Origin of the sequence: Pseudomonas syringae pv. cilantro (assembly GCF_001293775.1) — a bacterium.
In the GTDB taxonomy this organism is placed as follows: domain Bacteria; phylum Pseudomonadota; class Gammaproteobacteria; order Pseudomonadales; family Pseudomonadaceae; genus Aquipseudomonas; species Aquipseudomonas syringae_P.
Window position 1 is genome coordinate 42,864 of the sequence record NZ_LGLN01000010.1, and the last position, 25,869, is coordinate 68,732.

Here is a 25,869-nt window from a genome sequence, read left to right on the forward strand (position 1 = left end):
TTGTCCGCTATATCTCGGTTTTCGTAGGAGCGGACTTGTCCGCGAACTGCCGGGAACCGGCAGCGAAAGCAGCCGCCTAGGTGCACCAGATACAACCAAGGTGGCCGGTTTTGGGCCGCTTCGCAGCCCATCGCGAACAAGCGAAGCGTCGCCCGGTCCGCCCACAGGGGCCAGTGTCGGGCTCGGGGCAGTGGCGCATAAAGCTCAGGTCTCCCACAGGGTGCCATGTGTGCCCGGTAAATGTGGGAGTGACCGGGGCGGCGATCCGCATTGCTCACGAAGAGGCCGGTGCAGCCGCTTGATGTATCAGTGTCGTGCCCGGGTCAGTGACGTATAAAGCTCAGGTCTTCGATCAACAAAGTAGTCGTTCACCATCTTGGTCTGCGTCAGCAGTGCCTTGTCCAGTGTGCCGATCATCAGTGTTTCATCCTGACCCGCCAGCAGCGGGCGGCTGCCATCGGGTGCGCAGATGCTGCTGAGTCCGCAGTAACGAATCTCGCCCTCGCTGCCGCAGTAGTTGGCGTACACCAGGTAACAATGATTCTCGAACGCTCGCGCCCGCACGGTTACGTCGCAGACGAAGTCGTAAGGCAGCATGTTCGCCGTCGGCACCAGAATCAGTTCGGCACCTGCCAAGGCCAGGCGGCGGGTGTTTTCGGGGAACTCAACGTCGTAACAAATCAGCAGGCCGAGGCGCCAGCCGTTCAGCTCGACCACCGGGAAGTGATCATCGCCTGCCGTGAACATCGACTTGTCCAGGTCAGCAAACAGATGCGTCTTGCGGTAATTGCACAGGCGGGTGCCTTTGCTGTCGATCAACTGCACGGCGTTGTAAATCTGTTGATCAGCGCCGCGCTCCGGATAGCCATACAGGATGGCGATACCGTTGGCCTGGGCAATGGCAGCAATATGAGTCGCTGCCGGTCCGTCTTGCGCCTGTGCCCGTTCACTGACCGCCTGTGCGCCGATGTTATAGCCGGTCAGAAACATTTCCGGACAGATCAGCAACTGTGCACCCTGTGCGGCGGCGTTGACAGCCTGTTGTTCCAGACGAGCCAGATTGCCGCTGATGTCCAGCGGCAATGGCGGGCATTGATACAGCGCAATTCGCATGACGTTTTCCTTGGTTGTCAGTCAGCCAGCGCAATCGGGCCGATTTCATGAAACACGTCGCCAGGGCCGGGGTTGCTGGCGTGGGTCTTGCCGCCAAAGTGATTCATGATGCCCCATACGGCATTCAGCGACGTCTGCACTGCGCCTTCGACCCAGGCGGGTGTCCAGGACACATCGTCACCGGCGATGAACAGGCCGCGCTGTTCGCTGGGCATGTCCTGCTGCATGAAGTGCGCGTACATGCGCTGGTTATAACGGTAATGCCCCGGCAGCGCACCTTTGAATGCGCCGAGGAAGTGCGGGTCGGCTTCCCACGACACAGTGATCGGATCACCGATGATGCGCGCGGCAATATCGACTTTCGGGTAAATCTTCTTCAGCGCATCGAGCGCCAGCTTCACGCGCTTGTCGATAGGCTGCGGGAGCATTTTCAGCGCGTCGCTCATCCACGAGTAAGACAGGCAAATCACCCCTGGCTTGTCGTCGCCGTTATCGAACAGATAGGTGCCGCGGGTCAGGCGGTCGGTGAGGGTCATGCTCATCACGTCGCGACCGGTTTCCGGGTCTTTGTCCTTCCAGAACGGGCGGTCGACCATGACGAACGTCTTCGATGACTGCATGTAACGCGTGCGGTCCAGCGCCATCCACATCTTCTGCGAAAACAGCGATTCCTCGCACTCGATCTGAGTGGTCAGCAGCCAGCTCTGGCAGGTGGTCAGCACCGCCGCGTATTGTCGGGTGTCGCCCCAGTTATCGGTCACGCTGAAGTTACCATCCTCGGCCCGCGCAATACGCTTGACGCCGGTACGCGGTGCGCCACGGTGCAGCGACGACAGGCTGGTGCCTTTGGGCCAGTGCGCGCAGCGTTCCGGCACGTGGTTCCACAACCCGACCGGCACTTGCTGCACGCCGCCGACGATCAGATGCTGGTGCTCGTCGCAGTTGGTCATGACGACGCGGAAGATTTCCAGCATCGAATTGGGAAAATCCGAATCCCAGCCGCCAGTGCCGAAACCGACCTGGCCGAACACTTCGCGATGGTAGAACGACAATTTGGCAAAGGCTTCGGAGGTTGCGACAAAATCATAGAACGTGCGGTCGTCCCACAGCGGCACCAGCGTGTTCCACAGGGCCTTGAGACGTGGCACGTCGCGGTCACGGATCGCTTGCTGGATATCGGCGAATTGCGAGCCGCTTTCCAGTGCATCGGCCCAGGCGTCAGCGACTTCCTGAAACAGCGCGGGCAGGTCCGAAAGCATCTGCGCGTAATACGTGGTGCCTTCCAGGTCGATGACGGTACTGCCTGACGCCGCTGTCAACGGGTTGGGAAACGGCCTGGACTCCAGGCCCAGCTTGTCGACGTAATGAAAGAACGCCGTCGAGGACACCGGAAAGCGCATGCCGCCCAGTTCGGCCACGATGCCCTTGGCGCCTTCGAACTCTTGCGAGCGCAGACGACCGCCCATTTTCGAGGCCTCGTAGACGACCGGCTTAAGGCCCATCTTCATCAATTCATAAGCCGCCACCAGCCCGGCGATGCCGGCACCGACAATCGCCACTTCCGCGCCATGATGTTCTGCTGGAATGCTGCCCAGGCCTTTCGGGTGCTCGATCCAGTCATCGAAAGCGAAGGGAAAATCCGGGCCGAACATCGTGATCGGTTTTTTGCCATTGGCGGGGTGACGATTGTTTTTCATGACTGACCTTGGTGGGCAACGGCGAAAAACGACAGTCTAGAGAAGGGGGCGCACGTTAATAAGACGCAAAGTGTCGTCGATGTGATGTTTATTTAGGCTAAATGACGAAGGCTTATTACGAACTGTACGTTTCAGCAGCATTCTTTATGCATCAGACTGGCTGCCCGCGATCAATCTTGCTGCTGAGGATGATCGATGTGGTGGTTTTTTCGACGCCATCCACGCTGCCAATCAGGTCGAGCAGCTCATCCAGTTGTTCCGGGGAATCAGTGCGCAGCCAGGCCACGTAATCGAACTCGCCACTGACCGCGCACAACTGCTGAACCTGGGCCATCGCACTCAAGCGCCGCAGCACTTCCTTGCCTGAACGCGGTTGCACAGTAATGCCGACATACGCTTGCAACCCGCCATCGACCACGCGCTGGCCCAGGCGCACGCCGTAACCGGTGATGACCTTGCTGCTTTCCAGTCGCGCCAGCCGCGAGGTGACGGTGGTGCGTGCGATGCCCAGCTGGCGAGCCAGCATGGCTACGCTTTCGCGCGCGTTGATTTGCAAGGCGGCGATCAATTTTCGATCAATTTCATCCAGCGCAGGCGGGCGGGTGTCAGGCACGGGCATTCCTTAAAACTTCCAGCGCTTGGCGGTCTTGGCAAGACGCGCCTGCAAGTCGTCCAGGTTGTGCGCCAGTTGCTGGGTCATCAAGTGGTAGCCCATCAGTTCGGCAGGGATGAGTGGCTGCAGCGCTGGCGCTTCCGGGGGTTCTGTCGTGCGAGCCAGACGCTCGGTCGCGCCGGTTTGCAAGGCGCGGGCCATGCCTATCAGTTGGCGGCGGATCTGCCGGTAATCGGCGTCCAGCGATGCCTTCAACGACTCGTCAGCGATCTGATTCAGGTTCGCAGGTCGAATATTGGCGAGGATTTCCAGCGTGCTCAGGCACATGCGGAAATGCCCCTGAATGGCGTCCAGCTCGACCATGGACATCTTCACTTCCTTGGACACCGACGGCAGCAGCGAGCGCAATTGCAGCATGGTGGCGTTGAGCCTGGCGGTCAGTTTCAAGTGCTCGTCGGCGGTGACCGGCTGGCCCTGCACGATGCGCCCGTAAACTTTGGCACAATCACGCAGGCCGCTGGCCAGGTTGTAGCGCCAGGAAAACACCGCGTACAACGGCAGCGCGAACGAGAACGCCAGCGCCAACGCGATACCGATCAGGATGTCGACGGTGCGCCACAGCCCGTCGCTGATCGGGTTGTAACCGTGGCCGGCCACGATGAACAGCGTGATCGCCGACAGCAACGCGGTATACCCGCCCTTGCCGATGGCGTGATAAGCAAAGAAACCGCACATTACCGACATCATCGCGTAGGTCAGTAGCGGCATTTCCAGATAACCCTGCTGCACCACCACAATCAGCCCGAGCCCGGCACCGATCAGCGTTCCGTAGGCCCGCTCGACCGATTTCTTGCCGATATTGCCGTGGTGCTGCAAACCACCGATCACGATCAACATGGTCACCGACGCCCACTCGCCATGCGGCAGGTTGAGGCCCGTGGTCAGGAGGATGGTCACCAGCAACCCCACGGCAATCCGCGCCGCATGGATCAGCCGCGCATGCCGATAACGGCGGTACGGGTCCAGCAAAGGACGCAGAACAGGGCGAAGCCAGGAGGGTATGAAAGCAGAGCGCGAATTCGTCATGCGTAAAGAGACCGCGAGGGTGGGGAAGAAATCCCTGATTGGATGATGGTATTGCTCAGTAAGCCACATTTGCCGGGAGTTGGGTCGGGATTGTTGGCTATCAGCGTCAATGGAATCGTCAGATCACGCCGTAGGAACAACGTGCCAGGCATAGTAGGGAGCGATTTTGAGATCCGTTAAAGTGCCTTGATATGTAACTTTATGGCAGTTAAGGTGTTATTTAATGATCTATTATTTTCACGTTTTTGAATGCAGTCGTGCTACGTTGTGAATCTTCGTCCCCGCGTGTTCTCGCCGGTAACTGCTGATGAAAGCTTTTTTCCCCGTTCAATGCACCGACACGCTGTTGCGGATAGCGCTGCTGGTGAAGCAGGCCCGGCTGCAACAAGGCGTCCGTCAGATCGACCTCGCCGAGCGGCTGGGGATTTCGCTGCGCACATTTCGTCGCATCGAAGCCGGTAGTGCGGAGGGTGTATCACTGCGCGACTTCATGCTGGTGGTCTGGGGCCTGGGCGTGTCGGAACGCCTGTTCCAAGGGCTGAGGGAAGATACCTCGTTCAGTGTCGAGCAACTGGAGGCCGCTGAACGCAGGCGGGTGCGTTTGCCTGGAAACAAGCCGGAGGATTTTTGATGGCTCAGGCCTATATCTACATGGAGTGCCCTGTCAGCGGGCAGACTCTCACGCTGGGCAAGCTGACGATTCAGGCCGGTGTCGGAACGTTTCAGTACTCACCTGACGCGGTGCAGGCGAATATCTGGGTACCTGATCCATTCAGGTATCCATTGTCTGCGCGTTCTTATTCTGTAACGAAAAATGCTGGCGTGCCCGGCTTTATCGACGACGCCATGCCTGATGGCTGGGGAGAGCGGCTCTTGCATCGAGTCGAAAAGGGCCCTCTGGATGCTATTCAACTGCTGCTCAAATCCCCGAACGGCGACAGAGCGGGCAATATCATGGCCGGCGTGGCTCGCGAGCCGCAGCCTGGTCTGGGCCTGACGCCGCCGAAAGCTCTGCACGCCAGAGGTCTTGATCAGTTCATCGAGGCTTGCGAAGCAATCTATGACAGCCAGCTGGGTGCCGATCAGCTGGAAGCCTTGAGGGTCAGGGATCAGCGATCCTCGGCGGGTGGTGCTCGTCCAAAGCGCACTTATCTGGGGGATCGAAAACTGATTCTGGCCAAGCCCCGGGACGCGTTTGATCATTATGATCTGCCCTCTGTGGAACACGCCTGCATGACATTCGCAGGGCTTAAAGGCCTTCAAGCGGCCAATACCTCTGTCTACCGTGGCGAAAAAATCAATACGCTTCTGGTCGAGCGCTTCGACCGGATGTTTGACGAGCAGACCGGCCGTTTCCGGCGACTACCAATGCTCAGTGGGCTGACCTTGCTGGATGCCGAGTGGAAAGCGCTTAACCATCCGGATTGGCAATACGCGGCACTCGCTGACGAGCTTTATCGTCGGGGTGCTCCGGATCAGGACCGGCGAGAGCTGTATCAGCGCATGGCCTATAACGTGCTGGTCGGCAATGCCGATGACCACCCCCGCAATCACGCGGTTATCTGGAAAGACGGTACCTGGCGGCTGTCGCCCATGTACGACGTGCTACCGATTCTGGATGAAGGGCCTGCTCAGGCACTTGCCATGTCGGTGGGTATCGAAGGACCGCGTCTCAACCGAGGCAACCTGCTGAGTCAGCACCTGCACTTTGGTCTGACCAAGTCAGAAGCAGAGGCCGTTCTGGATGAAGTGGCGGCGTGGGAGGCTGAACTGCATGACTACTACAGCCAATTCCTGGCCGGAGCGGAACTGGATGCGGCGGTCAATGCAACCAGTGGGGCACGCCTGAAGCGTTAGCACTCATCCTCGACGCTTGAGATTTCGCACGTGTTCACGATGAGTGGCGCGGTTGGGTACGCGTCGACCAGCTTGCAGTGCGTTCACTAGTGCATCTACCTGCGCTTCACTGAATACCGGCTGCTGGAATGAGCGGATGTAGCGAATGAAGCCCGCGCCATGCGTCACGTTCATCGGCATTGGTGTCTTGAACGTGCTTTCGCCCATAAAACTGATGACCGAGTGCAGGCATGCCATGTTTACGCCGAGAGTCGCCTCCAGCGCCTTGAGGTGTTTGTAGTTCTGCCGTAACGGGTTCTGAAACCTGAAGGTCTGTCGGTAGATTTTCTGCGTCCATTGCGGCTGCTTTTCGCTACCAAAAATCCAGCCACGTATGTTCTTGGTTTCCAGCACAAAGATGCCGTAGGGCGAGATAAACACATGATCGATCTGGGTTGTGCCGTCTGCTGTGTCCAGGGTGACATTGTGCAGGCGGCGATAGACTGTCTTGTCCAGTTTCCAGTGAGCAAGCAGGCGCACCCATAACTCACCGAGATGACCTTTGGTCTGTGATGATTTGAGCAGCGCCAGCACTAACAAGGCAGGAGCTAGCCAGGTCAGAATATTGATGACGGGGGCGAAGATAGCGCTGTAATTCACGGGGAGTCCTTTCCATGGCGTTCATGTAGGTCCGACAGGTTTTCGGAGCCGAAGCGCAATTCTTTAAAGTGCAGCGCTATTGATCTGATAACGCGTACTACGCCCGCCGCCCGGAAGGCGCGTCAGGCAGTTTTTGGCGAGCAGGTCACTAAGGTGGCGCGTAGCCGTCGCTTTGGAGACCTTGGCCACCGCCTGATACTGCGCCGCACTGATACCCTCTTCAAAGCCGCGCTCGCCACCGTCAAGCAGGCGGTTCAGGACTTTGACCTGTTCGGCGGACAGGCCATCGCCGCTGTGCAGTTGCCAGAAACGTGTCTTGGCCAGTACGCGTTCAACGCGAGCCAGAGCACGCTCAATGCTGCGCAGTAATGTGCGCAGGAACCATTCCAGCCACTCGGTTATATCGGTTGTGCTTTTCTGGCTCGCTTCCAGGACCTGGTAGTAGCCGGCCCGATCTTCAAGGATGCTGACTGACATCGCGTACAGCCGAATGGCCTGCTGATCGCCTTGAGCCAATGCGAGGTCGGTCAGTGCCCGGGTCAGGCGACCATTGCCGTCGTCGAATGGATGCAGCGTGACGAACCAGAAGTGCGCGATGCCTGCACGCACGAAAGGGTCGATGGCCGTGTCATCGCGACTGGTGGCGAACCATTCAAGAAAACTGTCCAGTTGCTGCGCAAGCAGCGTTCGAGGCGGTGCTTCGAAATGCACCGTGGGTCGATCAAGTCTGCCCGAAACGACCTGCATGGGCTCTTCGCCACGCAACTGGCCGACCTGAACGCGGGCGGATACGAAACCGTCCTCTGCCGGGAAAAGCCAGTGATGCCAGTCATACAAACGCTGAAGGTCAAGTGGCTGAGCATGTCTGAGCGTGGCATCCAGCATCAGCTCCGCGAGCCCTTCGCTGCGAGGACCGGTTTTGCCGTTATCAACAAGGCCCAGCCGACGGGCCAGCGAAGACCTGACAGACTCCACATTCAATAGCTCGCCTTCGATGGCGGACGACGTGACAATATTCTGTAACAGGGTATCCAGACCTTCCTGCACCTCGGCATCGCCGCCCACTGCACCGCTCATACCCAGCAGGCGTCCCTGAGCCTTGGCACATTCGCGCAACAACGGCGCGAGATGCTCGCTGTCCCAGCTGAAATGCGGCCAATCGGGTTGTTGCCAGATCCAGAGATGTTCAGACATTGGACGTACCTGTGCAGTGAGCCGAATGAGCGTGTTAATCGGCTCATAGGGTGAGCCGATTGTGCGTGCTATTCGGCTCATCTTCCAGACTTGCTTTCAGAGACTGGAAAATCTCAGGTTCTGATATCCCTTTTTCGCCGCCGTTCAAGGAACCTTGCCCGGCTTCCTGCCACTCAGGACGCCACAATAAGGCCCGTCATGGATAATCTGACGGGTTCTTCGGCACAATGGCTCGACACCACAAAAGCGGACACTATCCAGCATGAAAAGTCTTCTCCCCTCGCTCCTGATTCTCTTTTTCTGCAACGGTGTATCGGCAGGAACGGCACGTGATGAGCAAAGCATGGCGTCCTATGTCGACAGCCACGTCACTGAGCAGATTGCGCTGCTTGAGAAACTCGTCAACATCAACAGCGGTACAGATAACGTTGAGGGTGTCGTCAAAGTGGGTAATTTGATGAAGCCAGAGCTGGAGGCGCTTGGCTTCGAGACCACCTGGCACAACCTGCCCGCGGGCATGAACCACGCCGGCAGCCTTGTTGCGATCCACGATGGCAATAAGTCTGCAAAACGCATTCTCCTGATCGGCCATCTGGACACTGTTTTTCCTGAAACCAGCAGTTTTCAGACATTCACCTACCTTGAGGGCGGCAAGAAAGCCAAAGGCCCCGGCGTCATTGATGACAAGGGCGGCATGGTCACGATGCTTTACGCCTTGCAGGCGCTGAAACACGCTGGCGCGCTGGAGAAAATGAACATCTCGGTGGTCCTGATCGGCGATGAAGAGCTGGCAGCCAAACCGACGGAAATATCCCGAGAAGAACTGATCGCCGAAGCCAAAAGAAGCGACATTGCGCTGGGTTTCGAATTCGCATTGTCGCCTGATCAGTTGATCACTGAGCGGAGAGGGCTGAGCGAATGGTTCCTGACCAGCACCGGCATCGACAAACACTCAGCGACTATCTTTCAGCCTGAAACCGGTTTTGGAGCGGTATACGAGTCGGCGCGAGTGCTTGATGAGATTCGTGTGAAGCTTTCGAACGAGCAAGGCCTGACCATCAATCCGGGACTCATCCTCGGCGGCTCCACTGCGGTCGAAGATGTCGCCAGTGGACAAGGCACTGCTTCAGGAAGAAAGACGACAGTCGCCCGAATCTCTTCTGTGCATGGCGATTTGCGGTTCAGCAGTGAGGACCAGAGAGTTTCTGCAGAAAACCAGCTGAAAGAAATAGCCAGTCACCCGCTGCCGCATACCAACAGCGATTTGAAAATCAAAGCCATCATGCCGGTCATGGTGGATCGCGAAAGCAATCGCAAACTGCTGGAAGCCTACAGCAAGGTCAGCCAGGATCTCGACGGGCCTGTGCTGAAGTCGGCCCCGTCAGCGGAACGAGGCGGAGCTGACATTTCCTATGTGAACAAATACGTAACCGCAAGCCTGGACGGGCTAGGCGCCTGGGGTGAAGGTGCGCACAGTGAAAATGAAACCATCGATTTGAGCTCCTTGCCCATTGTGACGAAGCGGGCGGCTATTTTCATGAGCCGTTATGGCAATTAGTAGAAGGGACTCAGTGGCGTTTAACCTGCGTCTATCGGAGTTCAGCGATCTGCCCGACTTGAGGCGCATCTCGGCGCACGCCCGTGATCGCTATAAAACCATTCCCTCCTTGGCGCATGTCGCCGACCTCCCTCCGCTAAACGCAGACAGATTCGAAGCCTGCCGGGTTGTCGTTGCTGTCGATCAGAACACTCAGAAAGTCATCGGTTTCGCAGCCATGCGGCTTCTCGACAATTTGTTGTATCTGGACAATATTTCCGTGGTACCTGGCGCTTCAGGCAATGGCGTCGGTAAGACTCTGCTGTCCTCCGTTGTAACGCATGCGCAAGATCTTCGGGTTCAGGCCGTGAGCCTGACGACCTTCCGTGAACCGCTGTGGAACGGGCCGTGGTTCAGAAAGCATGGCTTTGGCCCCATGCCGGACGCTGACATCGGCGAAGGGCTCAGATCGGTCATGGATCGCCAAGCGCTGACGTTCAGTCCTGCGACACGTGAGACGTTGTGGCGTGTGCTTTGATCGCGCGGTTGATCAGATGCACGCGATGACTCCAGTTATTTGAGCATCAAGCTGTTTCGTTTATTTCGAATAAAAGTAGTGAGTGGTCGCTTGTCATGGCCGCGATCACATTTGATACCGCATTGGAGAAATCATGACCACCGCACGCGTGATTACCGGCATAGGGAAGCCCCTGTTCCCGGAGCTGGTGGCGCGATTCAAGTGACCAGGTTCCACATGAGTTTGATTTGTCAAAAGGTTAGGTATACGTTACATCCAATCTAATTTGTAATGTATACGGAACATGGACCACTCCCTGATCACAACGCGTCTTGGCGAACAAATTCGGCAGCGCCGCCTCAATCGAGGATTGACGCAAGCCAGGGTCGCTGAATTGGCTGCGGTCACACGGCAAAAGATCATCGCCATAGAGAAAGGCGACCTCTCGGTAGGCATGCTGGCCTATGCGCGTGTGCTTGGCGCCCTGGATTGTGAGCTCTCGGTCATACCCGCTGCCATGCCCACACTGGAAGAAATTCAGGGAATATTTGACTGATGATGACCATGCTGCAGGTTGCAACACCAGAAGGCGAGAGTGGAAGAATCCTCAGCAGCGCAGGCGACTACCGGTTTCGCTATCACGACGACGCCAGGCCCCAAGCCGCGGTCAGCCTGCTTATGCCCCAGCGCCTGGATGAATACCTTAATCGCGGGCTGCATCCGATTTTCCAGATGAACTTGCCAGAAGGTTACGTCCTGGAGCAGCTACGAAATCGATTGGCCAAGATCGCCAGCGTCGATCCAATGTTGCTGCTGGCACTGTCTGGCAGCAGCTCGCCTATCGGTCGAGTAAAGGTCAGCTCGCCGGAGGTCGATGCGCTGTTGCAACGACAGCAGTTCCCAGGAGAGCGCCTTGACGAGATTCTCGCGTGGGATGGTGCTGAAGACATCTTCGCGGGCTTGGTAGATCGCTACATCCTCCGCGCCGGCATCTCGGGCGTGCAACCCAAAGTACTGGTTCCAGAGCACCTAGACTTCACATCGCAGCGCTTCACGTCGAAAACTTCCGATCTGATCATCAAGAGCGGTCGGGATGAGTTCCCTGGCTTGGCGGTCAACGAATTCATATGTATGTCCGTGGCAAAGGAGGCAGGCATTGCGGTGCCAGAGTTCTATCTGTCCGATAACTCGAAGCTGTTCGTCATGCGACGCTTCGACCGGGATGACCAGTTCAACCCCATTGGCTTTGAGGACATGGCGGCACTGATGGGGTTGCCTGCCGAGCAGAAATACAGCAAGAGCTACTCTGCTATTGCCAAAGCAATCCGTCTATTCTGTGCCCCAGAACATGTGCAAGATTCGCTGGCCCGGCTGTTTGCCATCGTGACCCTGAGCTGTATCGTCGGTAACGGTGACGCCCATCTGAAAAACTTCGGCCTGCTTTATTCCGAGCCCACCCAACGCGACGCAAGGCTCGCTCCGGCCTACGACATCGTCAACACCACGGCTTACATCCCCGAGGACGTCTTGGCTTTGGATCTAGTCGGCAACAAATCGCTATTTGCCTCGCGGCAGGGCCTGCTGGACTTCGCACAGGCCTGTGATGTTGCTCGGCCAGAAGAGGTTATCTCCGGGCAACTGCAGGCGCTAGAGCAAGTATTGGCGCGTTCAGTTGAGCTGGGCGAACAGGTGCCAGATATCATCGCTGCCATCAGGCGATGTGCTGAACCGTTTATGAAGACGTTTGGGTAATGAGCTGCGCCTGGCTTTTCAGCCTCAAGAGGGCCGAGCATGCCACTGAATTGCCCCGGTCCAAAACGACAAAAGCCGCGCAATGCGCGGCTTTCAAAGGTGGTGGGCCCACACGGACTCGAACCGTGGACCAAAGGATTATGAGTTGCTGGGCGAGCTGCTAAGCCTAGAGAAATCGTTCGTAGGTGAACGTAGGTTGGCATAGCTGGAGGCCCCGTAGTACGTGGTGTTGAGCGTAGTTTTGAGTAGGTTGCTTAAGCTGGGCATTGTACCGTAGATGTACCTACCTTACAGCTGAAGGACGCCACCAGCGCTGAGGATTGAAATGCATTCGCTTCATTTGGTTGGGTAGGAATTGGGGGAACAGTTCGGTCGCCCTATCCCTTCGCCCTCAATGGATGATGCACCGGTATCTACCGGAAACGAGGGATCGGCCTGTTTACTCGCCGAGAAACCCTCCGGCGCCGCCACCTGAATAATCCTGAATTTCATCCGTTTCGAGCTCGAAAAATCAGATATCCACTGCCGAGCTTTACCTAAGGCTTCGAAGCCGCTAAGTTGGCGTGATGGCAATGTGCCGAAAGGGGAGAAGGGATGCGTCAGGATGACTGCTCATAAAACAATATACTCGCATCTGAGAGGCCGATACTCATTAGCCTCTGAGGCATCGCGTCGACTTTCGTGACATATAATTAAGTATAGGCTAAATATGCTTGATACAAAAAAAGCCAGGGAGCAAAACGGTAGAGACTCATTTAGTAGATATCGTGCCCAGGTGCGGTCTGCTGCTGTTGCTTCACTTTCGATCCTTGAAGGCGGAACTGTAGATAGGGTTTATTGTGATCTGCATGATGACTTTGTGATCAGGAAAAAAGACGGTGATGGATTTACTTATATTTTTTATCAGGTAAAAACCAAGGGAAAACAGAACCACAATTGGACAATTAATGAAGTCTTTGGGCTGAACACTCAACTGAGAGATCAGTCAAAGCAAAACGTAGACGCGTTTAAAGGAAGTTTTGTTGGTAAGCTTCTGCTTCATGCTGTTGTCTTTGACCAGTATTGTAACTCCGTAATATTTCAGACAAATGTTAATAATAGCGATGAGGTCGAAGATTTGTTATCGGATATCGAGTCCGGTATCTTTGCTCATAAATTTTCAAAGGTTATGTTGGATCGCTTTAATGAATGCTTTGGTGAGAATGCTAACTCATTCAGCTCTGAGCAAGCTAAGTCTATGTTGTCTAAATTGTCTTTTGAGTCTGATGTATCTTTTTTGAAAGAGGGCGATAACTACTTTGAGTTGATAGTAAAGGAGAAGATTTATGAATTCAGTGAAATTGAGCTTGAACGCGCTGAGTTTAGAGAGATTCTTTTGAGACTACTCGAACTAGTTGAGAGAAAATCGAGCGGCGTCATAAAAACGTGGGACGCCAACTCCATAGAGAGCTGCGCGGGTGTATCTGTAGATGATTTGCTCTCTATATTAAGCATTTCCAAGGATGCATACTATAGTTTGTTGAGTGGTGGGGACGGCAACGCTATAAAATCTGCGTCCATGATCCAGCGCGCGTTGAAGTCTAGTGGTGCTGATATCTCAATGATCATGTACTGTTCAAAGTGTAAGACAGATTGGGATGTTTGGTATAGTAGCGCTAGGCATGTAATCCAAGAGCTAGATCTTTTATCAATATCGGAGCGTGTCTCTGCTATCCTATACAGCACGATGAATACGCAGGGAGTGCTAGGTATGAACAGCTTGCGTATACCGATAAAAAATTTGCTAGTCGAACTGGAAAGCGAATCCCTAAAGTTTGATCTGACTAACGACCTCATACTGGGCGGTGTTTTCTCTGCTTTGGTTAGAGGTAAATCATGAATTTTGAAAATTTTTTCTCTGTTCTTGCTGTTAAAGATGTATCTATTCCGGTAGTGGTAGATTCGCACAGGCACCAGCTAAATAATGAAGCTCTTTTTCAGTTGCCTCTTATATGTCTTATAGTATTGTTGATGGCAAAAGATAAGAGGAAGCCTCGGGTTTCTGAAATCGGTCAGCTGGTTGGTGAAAGTATTGAAGGCGCTATGTCAGGTTTTAAAGGATCTGCACAACATTTAGGGTGGTCGGCGAACTTAAGGGTAAGAACAGTAAAGGCGATCACGTTTTTGGAAAGTACTTCTCTCATTCACGTCGACAATAGGAAAAGTCGTCTTGCTATAACTGATTTGGGTAAGAAAATAATAGCCAAAGCCATCAGTCAGGATGATGATCTCGCTTATAATCTCGCACAAATTGCACGTTCGTACAGAAATATATGCGTTGCCAAACAGCTTGATCTGGAGTTGGAATGAAACTTGTCAGTTTGAAAATATTTCCTAATGGCCAATCAGGCTGGGGTTCAGATCTTCTGATCTTTGGTCGTGATGTTACTCAGCTGTTTGGCCCGAATGGATGTGGAAAAACTCCACTGGTTCAATCTATTCCGTTTTGTTTAGGTTTTCCAAGTGTCTTTAGGAATGATATATATGACAAATGCAAATGCGCTGAGCTTGTAGTTTCTTCTGCTAAGGGGGAATTACGACTTCGTCGAGTGTATGGAAGAGATCTTGACGTAGAGGTGGTTGAGCCTACAGGAGGGGTTCAGAAGTTTTTTAATGAAAGGGATTACTCTCAATACATTTTCGATTGGCTTGGCATTGTTACTAATAATTTGGTAACTACAGGGAATCAGCTTGGTGCAGCCTATCTTGCAACACTGTTGCCAATATATTACTTAGATCAAGATGTCGGGTATAGTGAGATTTACTGCCCGCCTGGTAAGTTCATTAAAGATCAGTTCTCGGAAATGATGAGGATGGTTTTTGATCTGCCTGTAAAAAATTCATTTGATGTCAAAAAAGATCGTTTTCGAGCTAAGGAGCGTTTGGAGTTCCTGGATAAGGATGCTCAGACATTTGCCAGGATGGTAGATCTAGCTAGAAAGAATGTTTCAGAGATCACCAAGTCAAAGTCGGAGATACTAGCCGAAATTTCTCAGCTAGAATTCGAGTTGGATAGTCTTCAAGATGTCGGAGTTAGCCGGGATGACTCTGTTAATGCTCTAGATCGGATTATCTATATTCATAGAAATAATATTAGAGAAATATCGGCAGAAATAAATCAATTACAAAGGCGTAATTTGGGTATTGGGAAGATTGTTCAAGAGATTAATACAGAAATCGAAACTTTAAATTTGAATGAGGAGGCACGTAGAGTTTTCCTATCATTCAAGGAGATTTGTGGGGCTGACCTGTGCCAGTTGTTCTCGTCAAGCTCTGAATCTTATAGTAAAAATCTACTTTATCTTCGAGATCAAATTAAGGACTTGGAGCGGAACGCTGACCTTGATGAAGTTAGAGTCGGAGAACTAAATCGTCAGCGCGATGCTCAAGAGCAAGCGATTCAGTCGTTAGTTGACGCGCGTAACTCTTCTAGCGCAAAAAGTGACATATCCGCTTTGGTTGAGGCTATTACGAGGCTTAAAACAGAAATATTTACACTTCAGGGGCAGCTAAGCGAACTTGAGAAAGTGACAGCTCTAGAGGGAAAGCATTTTAAAGCTATCGTGGAGCGAGATAAAGCATTGACGTTGTACGAGTCTTTTTCAGTGGGTAGAGCGTATTCGCCAGATTTGATTAGAGTTAGAGCGGATATTCGTCGTAACTTCATAGAGTGGCTTGATGTTCTGCATACAAATAATGTTAGCAGGGATATAACCTTTAAAGATGATTTTTCGCCTCTGCTCGGTGTGGAAACAATATCTCAACTCAAAGGTAGTACGAAAATTCGTGCCGTTTTGGCATATCACGCGGCGGTATTTCAAGCCTTCGCAGAGAGCGGGGTGTTAGGGTTTAAGTTTATGATTCTGGATACACCTAAGCAGCATGAGATTCATAATGATGATTTGGGTCGTTATTTAATGGCTTTGAAAAAACTATGTAGCGATCGTGGCGCTCAGATAGTTTTTTCAACGACTGAATACCACTATGATGGTGATGACAATGATGCGGAGTGGCTGCCTACTTATGATGGAGAGGAGCAGAAAATGTTTTTGAAAGTGGGTGGTGTTATAGCCTAGCACATACGAGAGCAAGTTTTTATCTGGTTGGCAGTACGCCTAGCGAGCTGCGTACTGCCTTTGTGCTGTAGTCAAGGTGAGGGTGATTGAGACTTTAAGTCAAAGTTTCTGTTTTTTCATAGACATAAAGCGTGCACGATCTTCCACTAATATATTTTTCACCCTTGCATGACTCCGCAGCTTGGCTCGCGATTCAAAACCATCCGTTTGAAAAAATCCAGCAAGAGAGTCCATTCGCTTTTCACCAACACGCGCTGCTATCCAATCTATGAACTCCTCGTTGAAGAATGGAAATGTGTATGTTGATTTTCGGTGCATTGCCATTGCTCTCAATTCTGTCAATTTGAAAATATCTGCAACGTCGGTATCGAATGTTATGAGATTGCCCAAGTAGAAGTCGGCCTCTGGCAGGGTTTGCGTATTTGCCATTGCGTCCAGTGCTCTGGGAAGATAAAGGTCCCATGAGCAGTTTTTTATCACAGCTAGTGGATCTTCTTTGTCCAGTACCGAGTTAAGTTTTTTGGATAGTGCGGATCGACCGCCGCGACACAAGATATCTGCGCAAACAATAAGCTCTCGAAGCATAAATGTTGAAGTCTCTTCATGCATAAATTGAATGAGCTCTCCCATTTTGTGCTCTACTGATTTTGATGAACTTGCCTCGATGATTTTGGTGCGAAGAATCATACTTTCGACTAGATCCACCTGCTGCTCGATGCCCTCATGCAATCCGTTGTCTAATTGCTTTTGAAAGTCAGCCAATAGCTCATCTGCGTGAGCCTCTGCTTGCTCTTTATAGATACTCCTAAATCGTAAGCCCCAAGACTCATCTAATGGGCTTGAGTCTAGTGAGAGCGCATGGATTGCGGCGAGAGTCATTCGGCAATTTTCAATTGTTTCTTCATTCCAAGATCTTTGGGCTTCCCAAAGATATAAGTATGGATTAAGTACTGCCAGCTCTTCGTTGTCGAAGTTTGCTCTTAAGGCGTTACCGTATTGTGTTAGTCCAGGTGAGGGGTTTTCTCGATATGCAAGTGCTTTGATAAAGCTGGCTGCATTAGAGTCGACAAAGGTGCCATACCCCATTTGGAATCTAACCGGAGATAAGGTGCTAATCGCTTCTGAGTCTAATACCCATAACGATTTTCCTCGAAAGCAAGTTGAAATAAACCCTCTGTCAGCAAATTCTTTACGTCTCAGTTTAAATGGGCCAGCATCATCTTCTGCTGCGTAGATGATACGCCAATCCTTAAGCACGTATTGATTTTCCTCATAGGCGCGTAAAGCAAGAAGCGGATTTAAGGCGGTGCATACCTGATGTAGGGCGAACTGCGTATCGTAGCTAATGTCTTTGGGGTTCATAGATATAAATCTTCCTTTTATATGACGGTGGTTCACTAATAGTACTGGTTCGGTGTATGCAATCTACGAAGCATGGATAACGAAACAGTTTTTCACTACCCAGTGTGAATATTCACTGTTTCTGAATTTTAGCTGCTATTCCAAAGGCTTCCATAACTCTGGAAACGTTAAGGTATCTGTTTTTATTCGGATTGAAAGAAGCGTTTACTCATGATCGTGCTTCGTGGGTACCTGGGGCCTGATGGATGTGGCAGTTCGCTTATGGGCGATTCGGCCATTAGGCTGCGTATCGATCCCAGGGACGAATGCACCATCACTCTCAACGAAGATATGCGTTCGAATTTGCGAGCATCGAAAGGAAAGTACAAATGGCACTGCCTATACGTAGAGCTTGCAACTGGCCACACGTTCTATAACGCCCCCCGGCTCCGCAGGTGGTCCACTTGGGTTTTAGGATGGTTTAACGGGGCTCGAAAACGGCGGCACATCCAGTCCGAGCTGTAGACAGCCGTCCATCCAGACAATGACAGTGCTACGTGAAGCCTGAACGGCCGGGCTCCATCTGTCGAAAACTCTCACACCTCGATTGACCAAGGACCGTAGCTCGACGTTTACTGTATATGCGTACAGCAAACTCCCCAATCAGGCCAACATCATGACCGTTCGAATCCTTGGCAAACTGTCCGAGTGTGGAATCGTCCTTCCTTTCTACTCGTTCAAAATCCCGGCAGGGTTTCCCAATCCTGCCGCGGACCATATCGAGCAGGACTTCTCGTTTGACAGGCTCATGGATGTTCGGGCACCCCACATTTACGTTGCCCAGATCGACGGGAGCAGCATGCAGGGTATCGGGATATTTGATGGTGACTTGATTGTCGTCGACCGGTCCTTGACTGCAGTGCATGGCAGCATTGTCATCGCCTCTGTGAATGGCGAACCTTTGTGCAAACGGTTAACGATGCAGGGGCAGAACGTCGTTTTGATCTCAGAGAATCCAGGCTATGCGCCGCGCTACATACTGGAAGGAGAGGAATTGGTAATTTGGGGGGTGGTCAAGCATGGCGTGCGTACCTTCAATCTCACGTCCTGACCAGGTCTTCGCACTGATTGATTGCAACAGTTTTTACGCCAGTTGTGAACGCGTATTCCGCCCCGACCTTGCGAAGGTTCCGATCGTGGTGCTGAGCAACAATGACGGCTGCGTGATCGCGCGCAGCTATGACGCGAAAGATCACGTCAAAATGGGCGCGCCTTATTTTCAGATCAAGGATTTGTTGAGGCGCAAGGGCATCATGGCGTTCAGCAGTAACTACGCCCTCTAGTAAGTTATGTGGAATGCTTCTGAGCTACGCTGATTCTGACGACGTTGACCTGTGGGGCTGGGGACGTCTTACGTTCAGGCCCTGCAGAACGCCCAGTCAAATCGAGGGGAAAAAGCCGATAGTCGTGGGCGCTGTGATCTGTTTTTGTAGTTTTACTAAAAGCTACCTGCATTAAGCTGAATAGCTATTTGTAAAATGTATATTATAAAAACATCAATACTCAAACGTGCAGAGGGATGGGTTGCTTTCACTGCAACTGAGTCCGTTCCAAGCTTTCCCCACAGGTGTTGCTACCTTGAGCGTCTCAAGACTCATCCTGATTCCTGCGCTGCTATTACCCTCATAGTCGCACGCCACAAATGCATTACCTGTGATCGCGCTTCGGTTACGTATATTTGCAGTTTTGAAAGCAATACTATTTATGTCCTTTGCATCGCCTCGCGGGTTTTCGCCTCTCCATTGTTGGTTGTTTGGGGCTGGTGCCGTATACACAAAACCTTGCCCTTCCTGATGTTGTTTGATGACGCTGACATCCGGGCACGCGGCAGGAGTAGGAGCGGCATACACCTTGCCCATTAAAAGTGCCAAAGCAACAATGCCTACTGATTTCTTTGAGCGAGCTTTCATTTTACTTTCTCCATCGTGGATCTACGTTGATTTTATTTTTACAGCGGGTGAGCGAGTCGCTTGCCATGCGTTTAACCGACAGATCACCACCACCGACTTATCTATTCGCTTTTACTTTTACAGGTGCCGCGCATGAGTGGTCATCAGTGTCCATCGAGTTCCATTATGCTTTCAAAATATTTAAATAGTCGACAGCGCCTCAATGGCAAAGCTGCGATCAGCGTAAAAAAGTAGGTTCTCTTATCATGTAGCGATTGATCAATCTGAGTCACACCCACCGCATTCGTCACGACACCTATCAGGCTGTGCACGGCGCGGCTCAGGTATCGGCGGAGGGTGCCTGCTTCAAGACGCGTTCCGGTAGTGTGGACGTAGTAATCTCGTCAAGGAACGGAAGACTGGGAGAATAATTTTCCATTCCACATAAACGGCGACATGAGCCAGAGGGTCATGGCGATAATCGAGTCCATGGTCCCTGCCGTCGAGGTGTATAGCATCGACGAAGCCTTTGCCGATCTGACAGGGATGCCTGGCAACCTGACAGAGTTCGGACGCACTATCAGGGCGGCCGTGTACAAGCGGACAGGGATACCCGTCGGAGTAGGAATAGCGCCCACCAAAACCTTGGCAAAGCTGGCCAACTACACCGCGAAACGTCTTCAGACACGCACTGGCGGTGTAGTCGACATATGCGACCCCTTCAATCGCGATTGGGTTTTGCGAAATACCAATGTCGGTGAGGTCTGGGGTGTTGGCAAAAGGATGAAGGCACACCTTGAAGGTATGAAAATTCTGACGGCCAAGGATCTCGCTACAGCGGACCCACGCATGCTTCGTGACCAGTTCAGTGTGGTGATTGAAAAGACCGCCCGTGAGCTTTCAGGCACGCCTTGCCTGGCGCTTGAAGAGGTCGAGCCCCCCCGGCAGGAAATATGCTGCAGTCGTATGTTTGGTCAGCGTCAGACAGAGATTGCGCCCATCAAGGAGGCCGTAGCGACCTACATGATGAGAGCGTCGGAAAAGCTGCGCGCCCAAGGGTCGGTGTGCAAGAAGATCCGCGTCAGTATCCGCACCGGCATGTTTAACCCCGATGAAGCGAGATACGCCAACGGCGCGCTCGTTGAGCTGCCTTATCCAACGAATGACGTCAGGCTCATGACCAGGTACGCGACTGAAGCGGTTGATCGAATTTTTCGTCCAGGTTTCAGGTACAGCAAAGCAGAGGTGCTGCTGATGGATCTGTGTCAGCCTGGCGAATTTACCGATGACCTATTTATGGCTGTCCAGCCAGACAGTTCTGATCGTTTGATGGCCACACTGGACCTGATCAATGGCAAATGGGGGCGCGGAACACTGCGAACCGGGTCGATACCGGCCATTCCAGATTGGGGAATGCGTCGCGAACAGAAGAGCCCAAGCTACACAACGAGGGTTGATCAGTTATGGACGGTAAAAAGCAAATGAGCACTGAGAAGCAAGCTGCCGTTGCGGCATGGACGGTGTTACTGGATGACCGATTTGCTCTTATGGAAAACCCCGGCAGCCAGCATAAAGCGTTGTTGGTATCGGCCCATGCTCTTCATCGGTCACACGTCATCAATGATGAAGACCTGAGTGATATGTTGGAACTGGCAGATGGGGCTTTGGCGTATGCCGTGGAAGTTCAAACCGGCGAATACTGATCTACAGCGCATCTAACAGCACCCCAATGAATGGCAGGGGGCGGAGCCCCTGCATTCATCACTTAGAGTTCATGAATCAGGCGGTGCAAGCGTACGATCCAATAGACCGCTTGCAATGCTCTGATCAATTCCTCGGGCAGATAACGCGCAATTATAGCTTTCATCGTTTCGGCTCTCTGAAGGGGGAAAACCGTACCTATTGAAGTTCTGGTACGGCACGTCCCACTCAAACGTACTAACACGTTGCAAGTTCAAACTAGCACCTTTGCCGTAAATCGCCGTAATCCACTTCGGCAGGCCAGAATGCTGATTAGCGCTGTGCAAACGCGAGACAGTGACACCCTAAGAAGGTTGACACGGTAGCTGATTCGACCTACGGTTGGGTTTCGAGGCTCCAAAAAGTAAGACGCTTCATTGTCTGAGTGTTCGAGGAAGACTTTATCACATGTTTTCCAAAACGAATTGCCTCAGATTCGTTGCCCCAAGGCCCGCCTAGTGCGGGCTTTTTTTGGTCGCTAGCTAGACCTTGGACAGCGCTCCCGGAAAACAAAGGGTTTTACGAGGTCGTTACTCAATAATGATCAACGGTAGGAGCAAGCTATTTGCGGTATAGCGTAAAAAAGTATCCGATGAGTGGTATCGGATGGGGGTATAATACTATAAGAAATTGGTCGCTAGGTCGGAAAGATAAGTAGAAGACGATGAAAAACTGCATCTGTATCTCCCCGTCATGCGTCTTTCTCAACGATGTTTTCAACCCTTTTCGGCATTTCGAATGTGTTTAATGTGTTTGCTGTTTTGTTTGCTATTGATTTAAGTGTTCAGTAAACAGTCGGAATCCCTTTCTGCATCGTTATTAGGTGTATCTCAGCGCGTTTCGATGGTTAGAAGGTGGGTTGAATATACTGCGACCTTTAAGATGTTAAGTGGCGATTGACTATGCGGTACTAGACACAAGGCTGATTTGGATGATGATAGCGAACATTGCGGATTCCCCTCCGATGCTCTTCACCTCAAAATTCGTCCCTGGCGAGCAAGTGACCGTAAGGCAGCCACAGATCGTGTCATCTGCTTTGATGTTGACACGGCTTTCTGCATCTCGCTGAACGAGCGACAAAACAGACGCAAGCTGTTTCTGAAGACAATCGGGCTGCTCATCTCAAACCCGATCAACTTGCCTTATCACGCAGCGCTGCCATGATCCTGTTCGTGGATGCCATGAGTCATATCAGGCAGATAGGTATCTGCGGCACGCGGCCGCAGTGGTCGGGCCCAACATTCTGGTAAGCGCAATAAATGAGGATGACCGTAAGGCAGCGAACCTAGAAAAAACCAGGTCTCGCTGCTCTAAATTTATTGGAGAACGCTGCCCCGCATCAGACTTTGATCAGAATCCGCCCGATCCATTCCGCGACCTGCGTAACGACGGCGTTTCCGGCACCGAAAGCCTCTGCAAGGTTGGCCGCATCCAGTCCGAGGCAAACCCCATCATCTTCAGACGCTCGCTTGTGTACGTCGACGAATACTTCTGGATACGCGACTTCGAGAAGCTGAACACCGTCGCCAGCGCCATGGCGACCCACAAGAAGTGGCGCAAAACCTACTTCTCAACGCCCAGCGCCGTGTCGCACCAGGCCTATCCGTTCTGGCAAGGCGAGAAATTCCGCAACAGCAAACGTAAGGCCGCCAAGGAACCGTGGCCGAGCGACAAACAGATATCTGCCGGCGCACTGTGTCCGGACGGTCAGTGGCGCAAGGTCATCACCATCCTGGACGCCATCGCCGGTGGCTGCGATCTGTTCGACCTGGAGCAGTTGCAGCTGGAGTACGACGACGACAAGTTCGAGCAGCTGTTCATGTGCAAATTCATCGACAGCACCCAGAGCGCGTTTTCCCTGGCAGATCTGGAGCGCTGTTATTCGGACCTGTCGTTGTGGGCCGACTTCGACCCGGACGACCCACGGCCCTACGGCAACAGCCCGGTTTGGATCGGTTACGACCCGAGCCGGACCCGCGACGACGCCACCTGCGTGGTCATTGCTCCGCCACTGGAGAACGGCGGCAAGTTCCGGATCCTGGAGAAGCACAGCTGGCGTGGTCAGTCATTCAAGTACCAGGCCGAGCAGGTCAAGAAGCTGACCGAGCGTTTCAACGTCCAGCACATCGGCATCGACACGACTGGCATTGGCTACGGCGTGTTCGACTTGGTGCGCGACTTCTAGCGGCCTTGAGTGATTTCCCGCCGAATGGATGAGTTCGACTGGCCAGAACGTCGGGCAAATTCGTTGATGGTCACGTATGGCGTGTCGATGGTGATCTGCATTCTGATAATCTCTCTAGCTATATTGGTGATGATGGTTCCTATATGGGCCTCAATGATGTGACCTATATAGGAACCTGTCAAGAGGGTGACTCATGGATTTGGCGATTAAGTTGAAGGCGATCCGCCGGAGGGAGGGTGTGACTCAGTCCGAGTTCTGCGAGCAGGTGGGCATCAGCATCAGCACGTACAAAAAATACGAAGCGTCGATGTTTGAGATGGGGTATGGGGCGCTGTGCAAGGTGACCAACCACCCGAACTTCAAGAAATACACCCTGTGGCTGATGACAGGGGATACAGCCTCTGAGTGCGGTCAGGTCAGTGCGGAGTAGGGATGACGATAAGGCCATTGGGTGATGGGCGGTACGTTGTTGACTGCCGACCAGAGGGGAGCGAGGGGCCGAGGGTTCGCAAGATTTTTCGCACTAAGAATGAAGCGTTGGCTCACGAGCGGCGAGTCATGGGCGACGGAGCCAACGGTGCTTTTGAGAAGAAAAGCAAGGTGGATACGCGCAGGTTGAAGGACCTGGTGGAGCTCTGGCACACCTTGCATGGGCAAAACCTCAAGACCGGAGACCAGCGGAAGGAGTTGCTGCTCAACATGGTCGAGCGGATGGGTAATCCAAAGGCGGTGGCTTTCAGCTCATCTCATTTCGCCCAGTATCGAGCGGAGCGTGCCGAGGGCAAGCATTCGAGGTACATGGAAAAAGGGAAGCCAGGTCGACCCGTCAGCGCGAATATGCTCAACCATGAACTCGCCTATCTCCGGGCTGTGTTCAATGAGCTTGAGCGTTTAAGCGAGTGGAATTTGCCCAATCCCTTGGCCAACGTTCGCAGCTTGAAATTTGATGAAGCGGAAATGGCGTATCTGCTGGATGAGCAAATTGACGCATTGCTGACTTATCTATCAGGGCTTGAAAGTGATGCGCTGTTGATTGCTGAAGTTTGTTTGGCAACTGGTGCCCGATGGGGGGAGGCGGAGAGTCTGCAGTCGCGCCAGGTGCGGAACAAGCTTGTGCATTACAGTAAGACCAAATCCAGCAAGAATCGCACAATCCCCATATCAGAGGACTTGTACGAGCGCCTTAGAAAAGCATTACCGTTCAAACCGTCATATGAATCTTTTCGGCGGGCCGTCGATGCGGTGCAGCTCGATCTGCCTGCTGGTCAGTTGACCCACGTTCTTCGACACACCTTTGCTAGCCATTACATGATGAATGGTGGTGATATTATCACCCTGCAAAATGTTTTAGGTCATGCCACACTGGCGATGACTCAGAAGTATGCACACTTTAGCCCAGGACATATGGCTGAGGTTGTTCACTTGAATCCGTTGGCGCGTATTGGAAAATTGAAAGGGAGTATTTGAATGGCCGTGGTAAGCGCAATAAATGATTCGTTGGTCTTAAGTGAGCAGCTTCTGACTGATTTGGAGATGGGGCGTAGCCTTACCTCGGTAGCGCTGAGAGCAAGTAGGCTAGCACGGCTGATGGGGGACGTTGACGTTAATGAAATAATGATGTTTGAGGTCAACGGCTACCCTCAAGAAAATAACGAGCCGACTGATGAGTCCTGGAGACTAGCTAATATTGCAGGCAGGCTCTATACAGAGGAAGTAGATGGCAAGCTGCAGCAGTTTGGACAGTTCGAAACTCTTGAACAAGTAGAGATGGAAATAGAAGGACTAAAGAAAAGATTACCTCGTTTGAGTGGCATCAACCTGGCAAACGCCAATAAATCACTCAGGATAAAAGTAGGTTTGTTAGGTAATAGGCGGTCATATATTCATGGGTATGTATCAGGTATTTATTTCGAGCTGAAGTTTTCTACGTTAGCAAGCAATATGTTTGAAAGGATTCAACATAAGGTTGATAAAAGTGTGGCTGAGTTAATTCCACAAGCTGTTAAAAAGCTTATGTCGGTCTATGATAATTTGTTATCGCAAAATACCGAAGATTGGTCTAATGCTGTCCATAGTTGTAGGCGAATTCTGCAAGATGTGGCAGATGTTCTTTATCCGCCTCGCGCTAGTAAAATAATCAATCCGGGGCCGAGACAAAAAGAAATTAAGCTAGGGGCGGATAATTATATCAATAGGCTTGTTGCTTACGTAGAAGAGAACTCAGCCTCCGAGCGGTTTGAAGAAATTGTCGGATCACACATGAAATACCTAGGGGAGCGATTGGACTCAATCTTCCTAGCCGCTCAAAAAGGTTCTCATGACGTGATCACCTCCCAAGACGAAGCCGATCGGTACGTGATCTACACCTATCTCGTGATTGGCGACATTCTCAAACTGAAGGCAGATGTGGACAGCAAGGCCGGTGCAGCCACCGAGTGAGAATTTCTGGGTGGACACTTTTTGGACAGTCTGACGGTTTTACACACGAAAAAAAGCCTGGAATTACCTATATCAAAAACGACAAAAGCCGCGCA

Annotated in this window: 22 protein-coding genes and 3 pseudogenes; 17 read left to right on the forward strand and 8 right to left on the reverse strand. The window is 52.3% G+C overall.

Annotated features, from left to right (window positions below; all coding sequences use genetic code 11):
- Window positions 1-306: 306 nt before the first annotated feature.
- The 4 genes from ABJ99_RS00875 to ABJ99_RS00890 form a co-directional block, all read right to left on the reverse strand.
- Complete coding sequence (locus ABJ99_RS00875; protein WP_054084204.1) at window positions 307-1,113, reverse strand: carbon-nitrogen hydrolase family protein; 807 nt, start codon at window positions 1,111-1,113, stop codon at window positions 307-309.
- Between the two features lie 17 nt (window positions 1,114-1,130).
- Window positions 1,131-2,810 carry a flavin monoamine oxidase family protein gene (locus ABJ99_RS00880; protein WP_054084205.1) on the reverse strand — a complete coding sequence of 560 codons (1,680 nt, stop codon included), beginning with the start codon at window positions 2,808-2,810 and terminating at the stop codon, window positions 1,131-1,133.
- 151 nt (window positions 2,811-2,961) lie between these two features.
- Entirely contained in the window at window positions 2,962-3,423 is a 462-nt protein-coding gene (locus ABJ99_RS00885; RefSeq protein WP_007247969.1) for an Lrp/AsnC family transcriptional regulator, read from the reverse strand.
- 9 nt (window positions 3,424-3,432) lie between these two features.
- Window positions 3,433-4,509: an FUSC family protein gene (locus tag ABJ99_RS00890; protein ID WP_054084206.1), complete on the reverse strand. Its 1,077-nt coding sequence runs from the start codon at window positions 4,507-4,509 to the stop codon at window positions 3,433-3,435.
- A gap of 307 nt (window positions 4,510-4,816) precedes the next feature.
- Here ABJ99_RS00890 and ABJ99_RS00895 point away from each other — a divergent pair, with 307 nt between their 5' ends.
- Complete coding sequence (locus ABJ99_RS00895) at window positions 4,817-5,140, forward strand: helix-turn-helix domain-containing protein (protein WP_007247967.1); 324 nt, start codon at window positions 4,817-4,819, stop codon at window positions 5,138-5,140.
- The gene (locus tag ABJ99_RS00900) at window positions 5,140-6,366 is read left to right on the forward strand and encodes a type II toxin-antitoxin system HipA family toxin (RefSeq protein ID WP_054084207.1); all 1,227 of its coding nucleotides are present in this window, start codon (window positions 5,140-5,142) and stop codon (window positions 6,364-6,366) included. Before ABJ99_RS00895 ends, ABJ99_RS00900 begins: the two co-directional genes overlap by 1 nt.
- Window positions 6,367-6,369: 3 nt before the next feature.
- Here the strand turns inward: ABJ99_RS00900 and ABJ99_RS00905 are convergent, their stop codons facing one another.
- On the reverse strand, window positions 6,370-7,005 hold the full coding sequence (locus ABJ99_RS00905; RefSeq protein ID WP_054084208.1) for a nuclease-related domain-containing protein: 636 nt from the start codon (window positions 7,003-7,005) through the stop codon (window positions 6,370-6,372).
- Between the two features lie 63 nt (window positions 7,006-7,068).
- A complete protein-coding gene (locus ABJ99_RS00910) occupies window positions 7,069-8,199 on the reverse strand; it encodes a Fic family protein (protein ID WP_054084209.1) in 1,131 nt (376 codons plus the stop codon).
- Between the two features lie 262 nt (window positions 8,200-8,461).
- Here ABJ99_RS00910 and ABJ99_RS00915 point away from each other — a divergent pair, with 262 nt between their 5' ends.
- The 7 genes from ABJ99_RS00915 (at window position 8,462) to ABJ99_RS00945 (ending at window position 16,120) form a co-directional block, all read left to right on the forward strand.
- Window positions 8,462-9,757, forward strand: a complete 1,296-nt coding sequence (locus tag ABJ99_RS00915; RefSeq protein WP_054084210.1) for a M20 family metallopeptidase — start codon at window positions 8,462-8,464, stop codon at window positions 9,755-9,757.
- Window positions 9,758-9,770: 13 nt separating this feature from the next.
- On the forward strand, window positions 9,771-10,274 hold the full coding sequence (locus tag ABJ99_RS00920) for a GNAT family N-acetyltransferase (RefSeq protein WP_054084211.1): 504 nt from the start codon (window positions 9,771-9,773) through the stop codon (window positions 10,272-10,274).
- Window positions 10,275-10,557: 283 nt separating this feature from the next.
- A complete protein-coding gene (locus ABJ99_RS00925) occupies window positions 10,558-10,809 on the forward strand; it encodes a helix-turn-helix transcriptional regulator (protein WP_054084212.1) in 252 nt (83 codons plus the stop codon).
- Window positions 10,809-12,005: a type II toxin-antitoxin system HipA family toxin gene (locus ABJ99_RS00930; RefSeq protein WP_054084213.1), complete on the forward strand. Its 1,197-nt coding sequence runs from the start codon at window positions 10,809-10,811 to the stop codon at window positions 12,003-12,005. Before ABJ99_RS00925 ends, ABJ99_RS00930 begins: the two co-directional genes overlap by 1 nt.
- A 709-nt stretch (window positions 12,006-12,714) precedes the next feature.
- Window positions 12,715-13,884: a dsDNA nuclease domain-containing protein gene (locus tag ABJ99_RS00935; RefSeq protein ID WP_054084214.1), complete on the forward strand. Its 1,170-nt coding sequence runs from the start codon at window positions 12,715-12,717 to the stop codon at window positions 13,882-13,884.
- The gene (locus tag ABJ99_RS00940) at window positions 13,881-14,354 is read left to right on the forward strand and encodes a hypothetical protein (RefSeq protein ID WP_054084215.1); all 474 of its coding nucleotides are present in this window, start codon (window positions 13,881-13,883) and stop codon (window positions 14,352-14,354) included. The genes ABJ99_RS00935 and ABJ99_RS00940 overlap by 4 nt, the downstream gene beginning before the upstream one ends.
- A complete protein-coding gene (locus tag ABJ99_RS00945) occupies window positions 14,351-16,120 on the forward strand; it encodes a coiled-coil domain-containing protein (RefSeq protein WP_054084216.1) in 1,770 nt (589 codons plus the stop codon). Before ABJ99_RS00940 ends, ABJ99_RS00945 begins: the two co-directional genes overlap by 4 nt.
- A gap of 99 nt (window positions 16,121-16,219) precedes the next feature.
- On the opposite strand, the gene ABJ99_RS28925 is transcribed toward ABJ99_RS00945, so the two are convergent.
- Entirely contained in the window at window positions 16,220-17,482 is a 1,263-nt protein-coding gene (locus tag ABJ99_RS28925) for a hypothetical protein (RefSeq protein WP_220789599.1), read from the reverse strand.
- A gap of 655 nt (window positions 17,483-18,137) precedes the next feature.
- Between ABJ99_RS28925 and ABJ99_RS00955 the strand changes: the two genes are divergently transcribed.
- A complete protein-coding gene (locus ABJ99_RS00955; RefSeq protein WP_054084217.1) occupies window positions 18,138-18,572 on the forward strand; it encodes a LexA family protein in 435 nt (144 codons plus the stop codon).
- Window positions 18,541-18,801: pseudogene (locus ABJ99_RS00960) on the forward strand (Y-family DNA polymerase); the annotation flags it as partial. The gene ABJ99_RS00955 and the pseudogene ABJ99_RS00960, both read left to right, overlap by 32 nt.
- Before the next feature lie 216 nt (window positions 18,802-19,017).
- Here the strand turns inward: ABJ99_RS00960 and ABJ99_RS26430 are convergent.
- Complete coding sequence (locus ABJ99_RS26430; protein WP_003348573.1) at window positions 19,018-19,431, reverse strand: DUF3757 domain-containing protein; 414 nt, start codon at window positions 19,429-19,431, stop codon at window positions 19,018-19,020.
- Between the two features lie 429 nt (window positions 19,432-19,860).
- Between ABJ99_RS26430 and ABJ99_RS00965 the strand changes: the two are divergent.
- The 6 genes and pseudogenes from ABJ99_RS00965 to ABJ99_RS28565 all read left to right on the forward strand — a co-directional run.
- A pseudogene (locus ABJ99_RS00965) lies at window positions 19,861-20,895 on the forward strand (Y-family DNA polymerase); the annotation flags it as partial.
- Complete coding sequence (locus ABJ99_RS00970; protein ID WP_230080973.1) at window positions 20,874-21,113, forward strand: hypothetical protein; 240 nt, start codon at window positions 20,874-20,876, stop codon at window positions 21,111-21,113. The pseudogene ABJ99_RS00965 and the gene ABJ99_RS00970, both read left to right, overlap by 22 nt.
- Before the next feature lie 1,508 nt (window positions 21,114-22,621).
- A pseudogene (locus ABJ99_RS00975) lies at window positions 22,622-23,332 on the forward strand (terminase large subunit domain-containing protein); the annotation flags it as partial.
- A 196-nt stretch (window positions 23,333-23,528) separates the two neighbouring features.
- The gene (locus tag ABJ99_RS00980; RefSeq protein ID WP_054084221.1) at window positions 23,529-23,765 is read left to right on the forward strand and encodes a helix-turn-helix domain-containing protein; all 237 of its coding nucleotides are present in this window, start codon (window positions 23,529-23,531) and stop codon (window positions 23,763-23,765) included.
- 128 nt (window positions 23,766-23,893) lie between these two features.
- Complete coding sequence (locus tag ABJ99_RS00985; RefSeq protein WP_230080974.1) at window positions 23,894-24,802, forward strand: phage integrase; 909 nt, start codon at window positions 23,894-23,896, stop codon at window positions 24,800-24,802.
- Window positions 24,803-25,774 (forward strand): hypothetical protein, encoded by a 972-nt coding sequence (locus ABJ99_RS28565; protein WP_160320704.1) that lies wholly within the window; start codon window positions 24,803-24,805, stop codon window positions 25,772-25,774.
- Window positions 25,775-25,869: the final 95 nt, after the last annotated feature.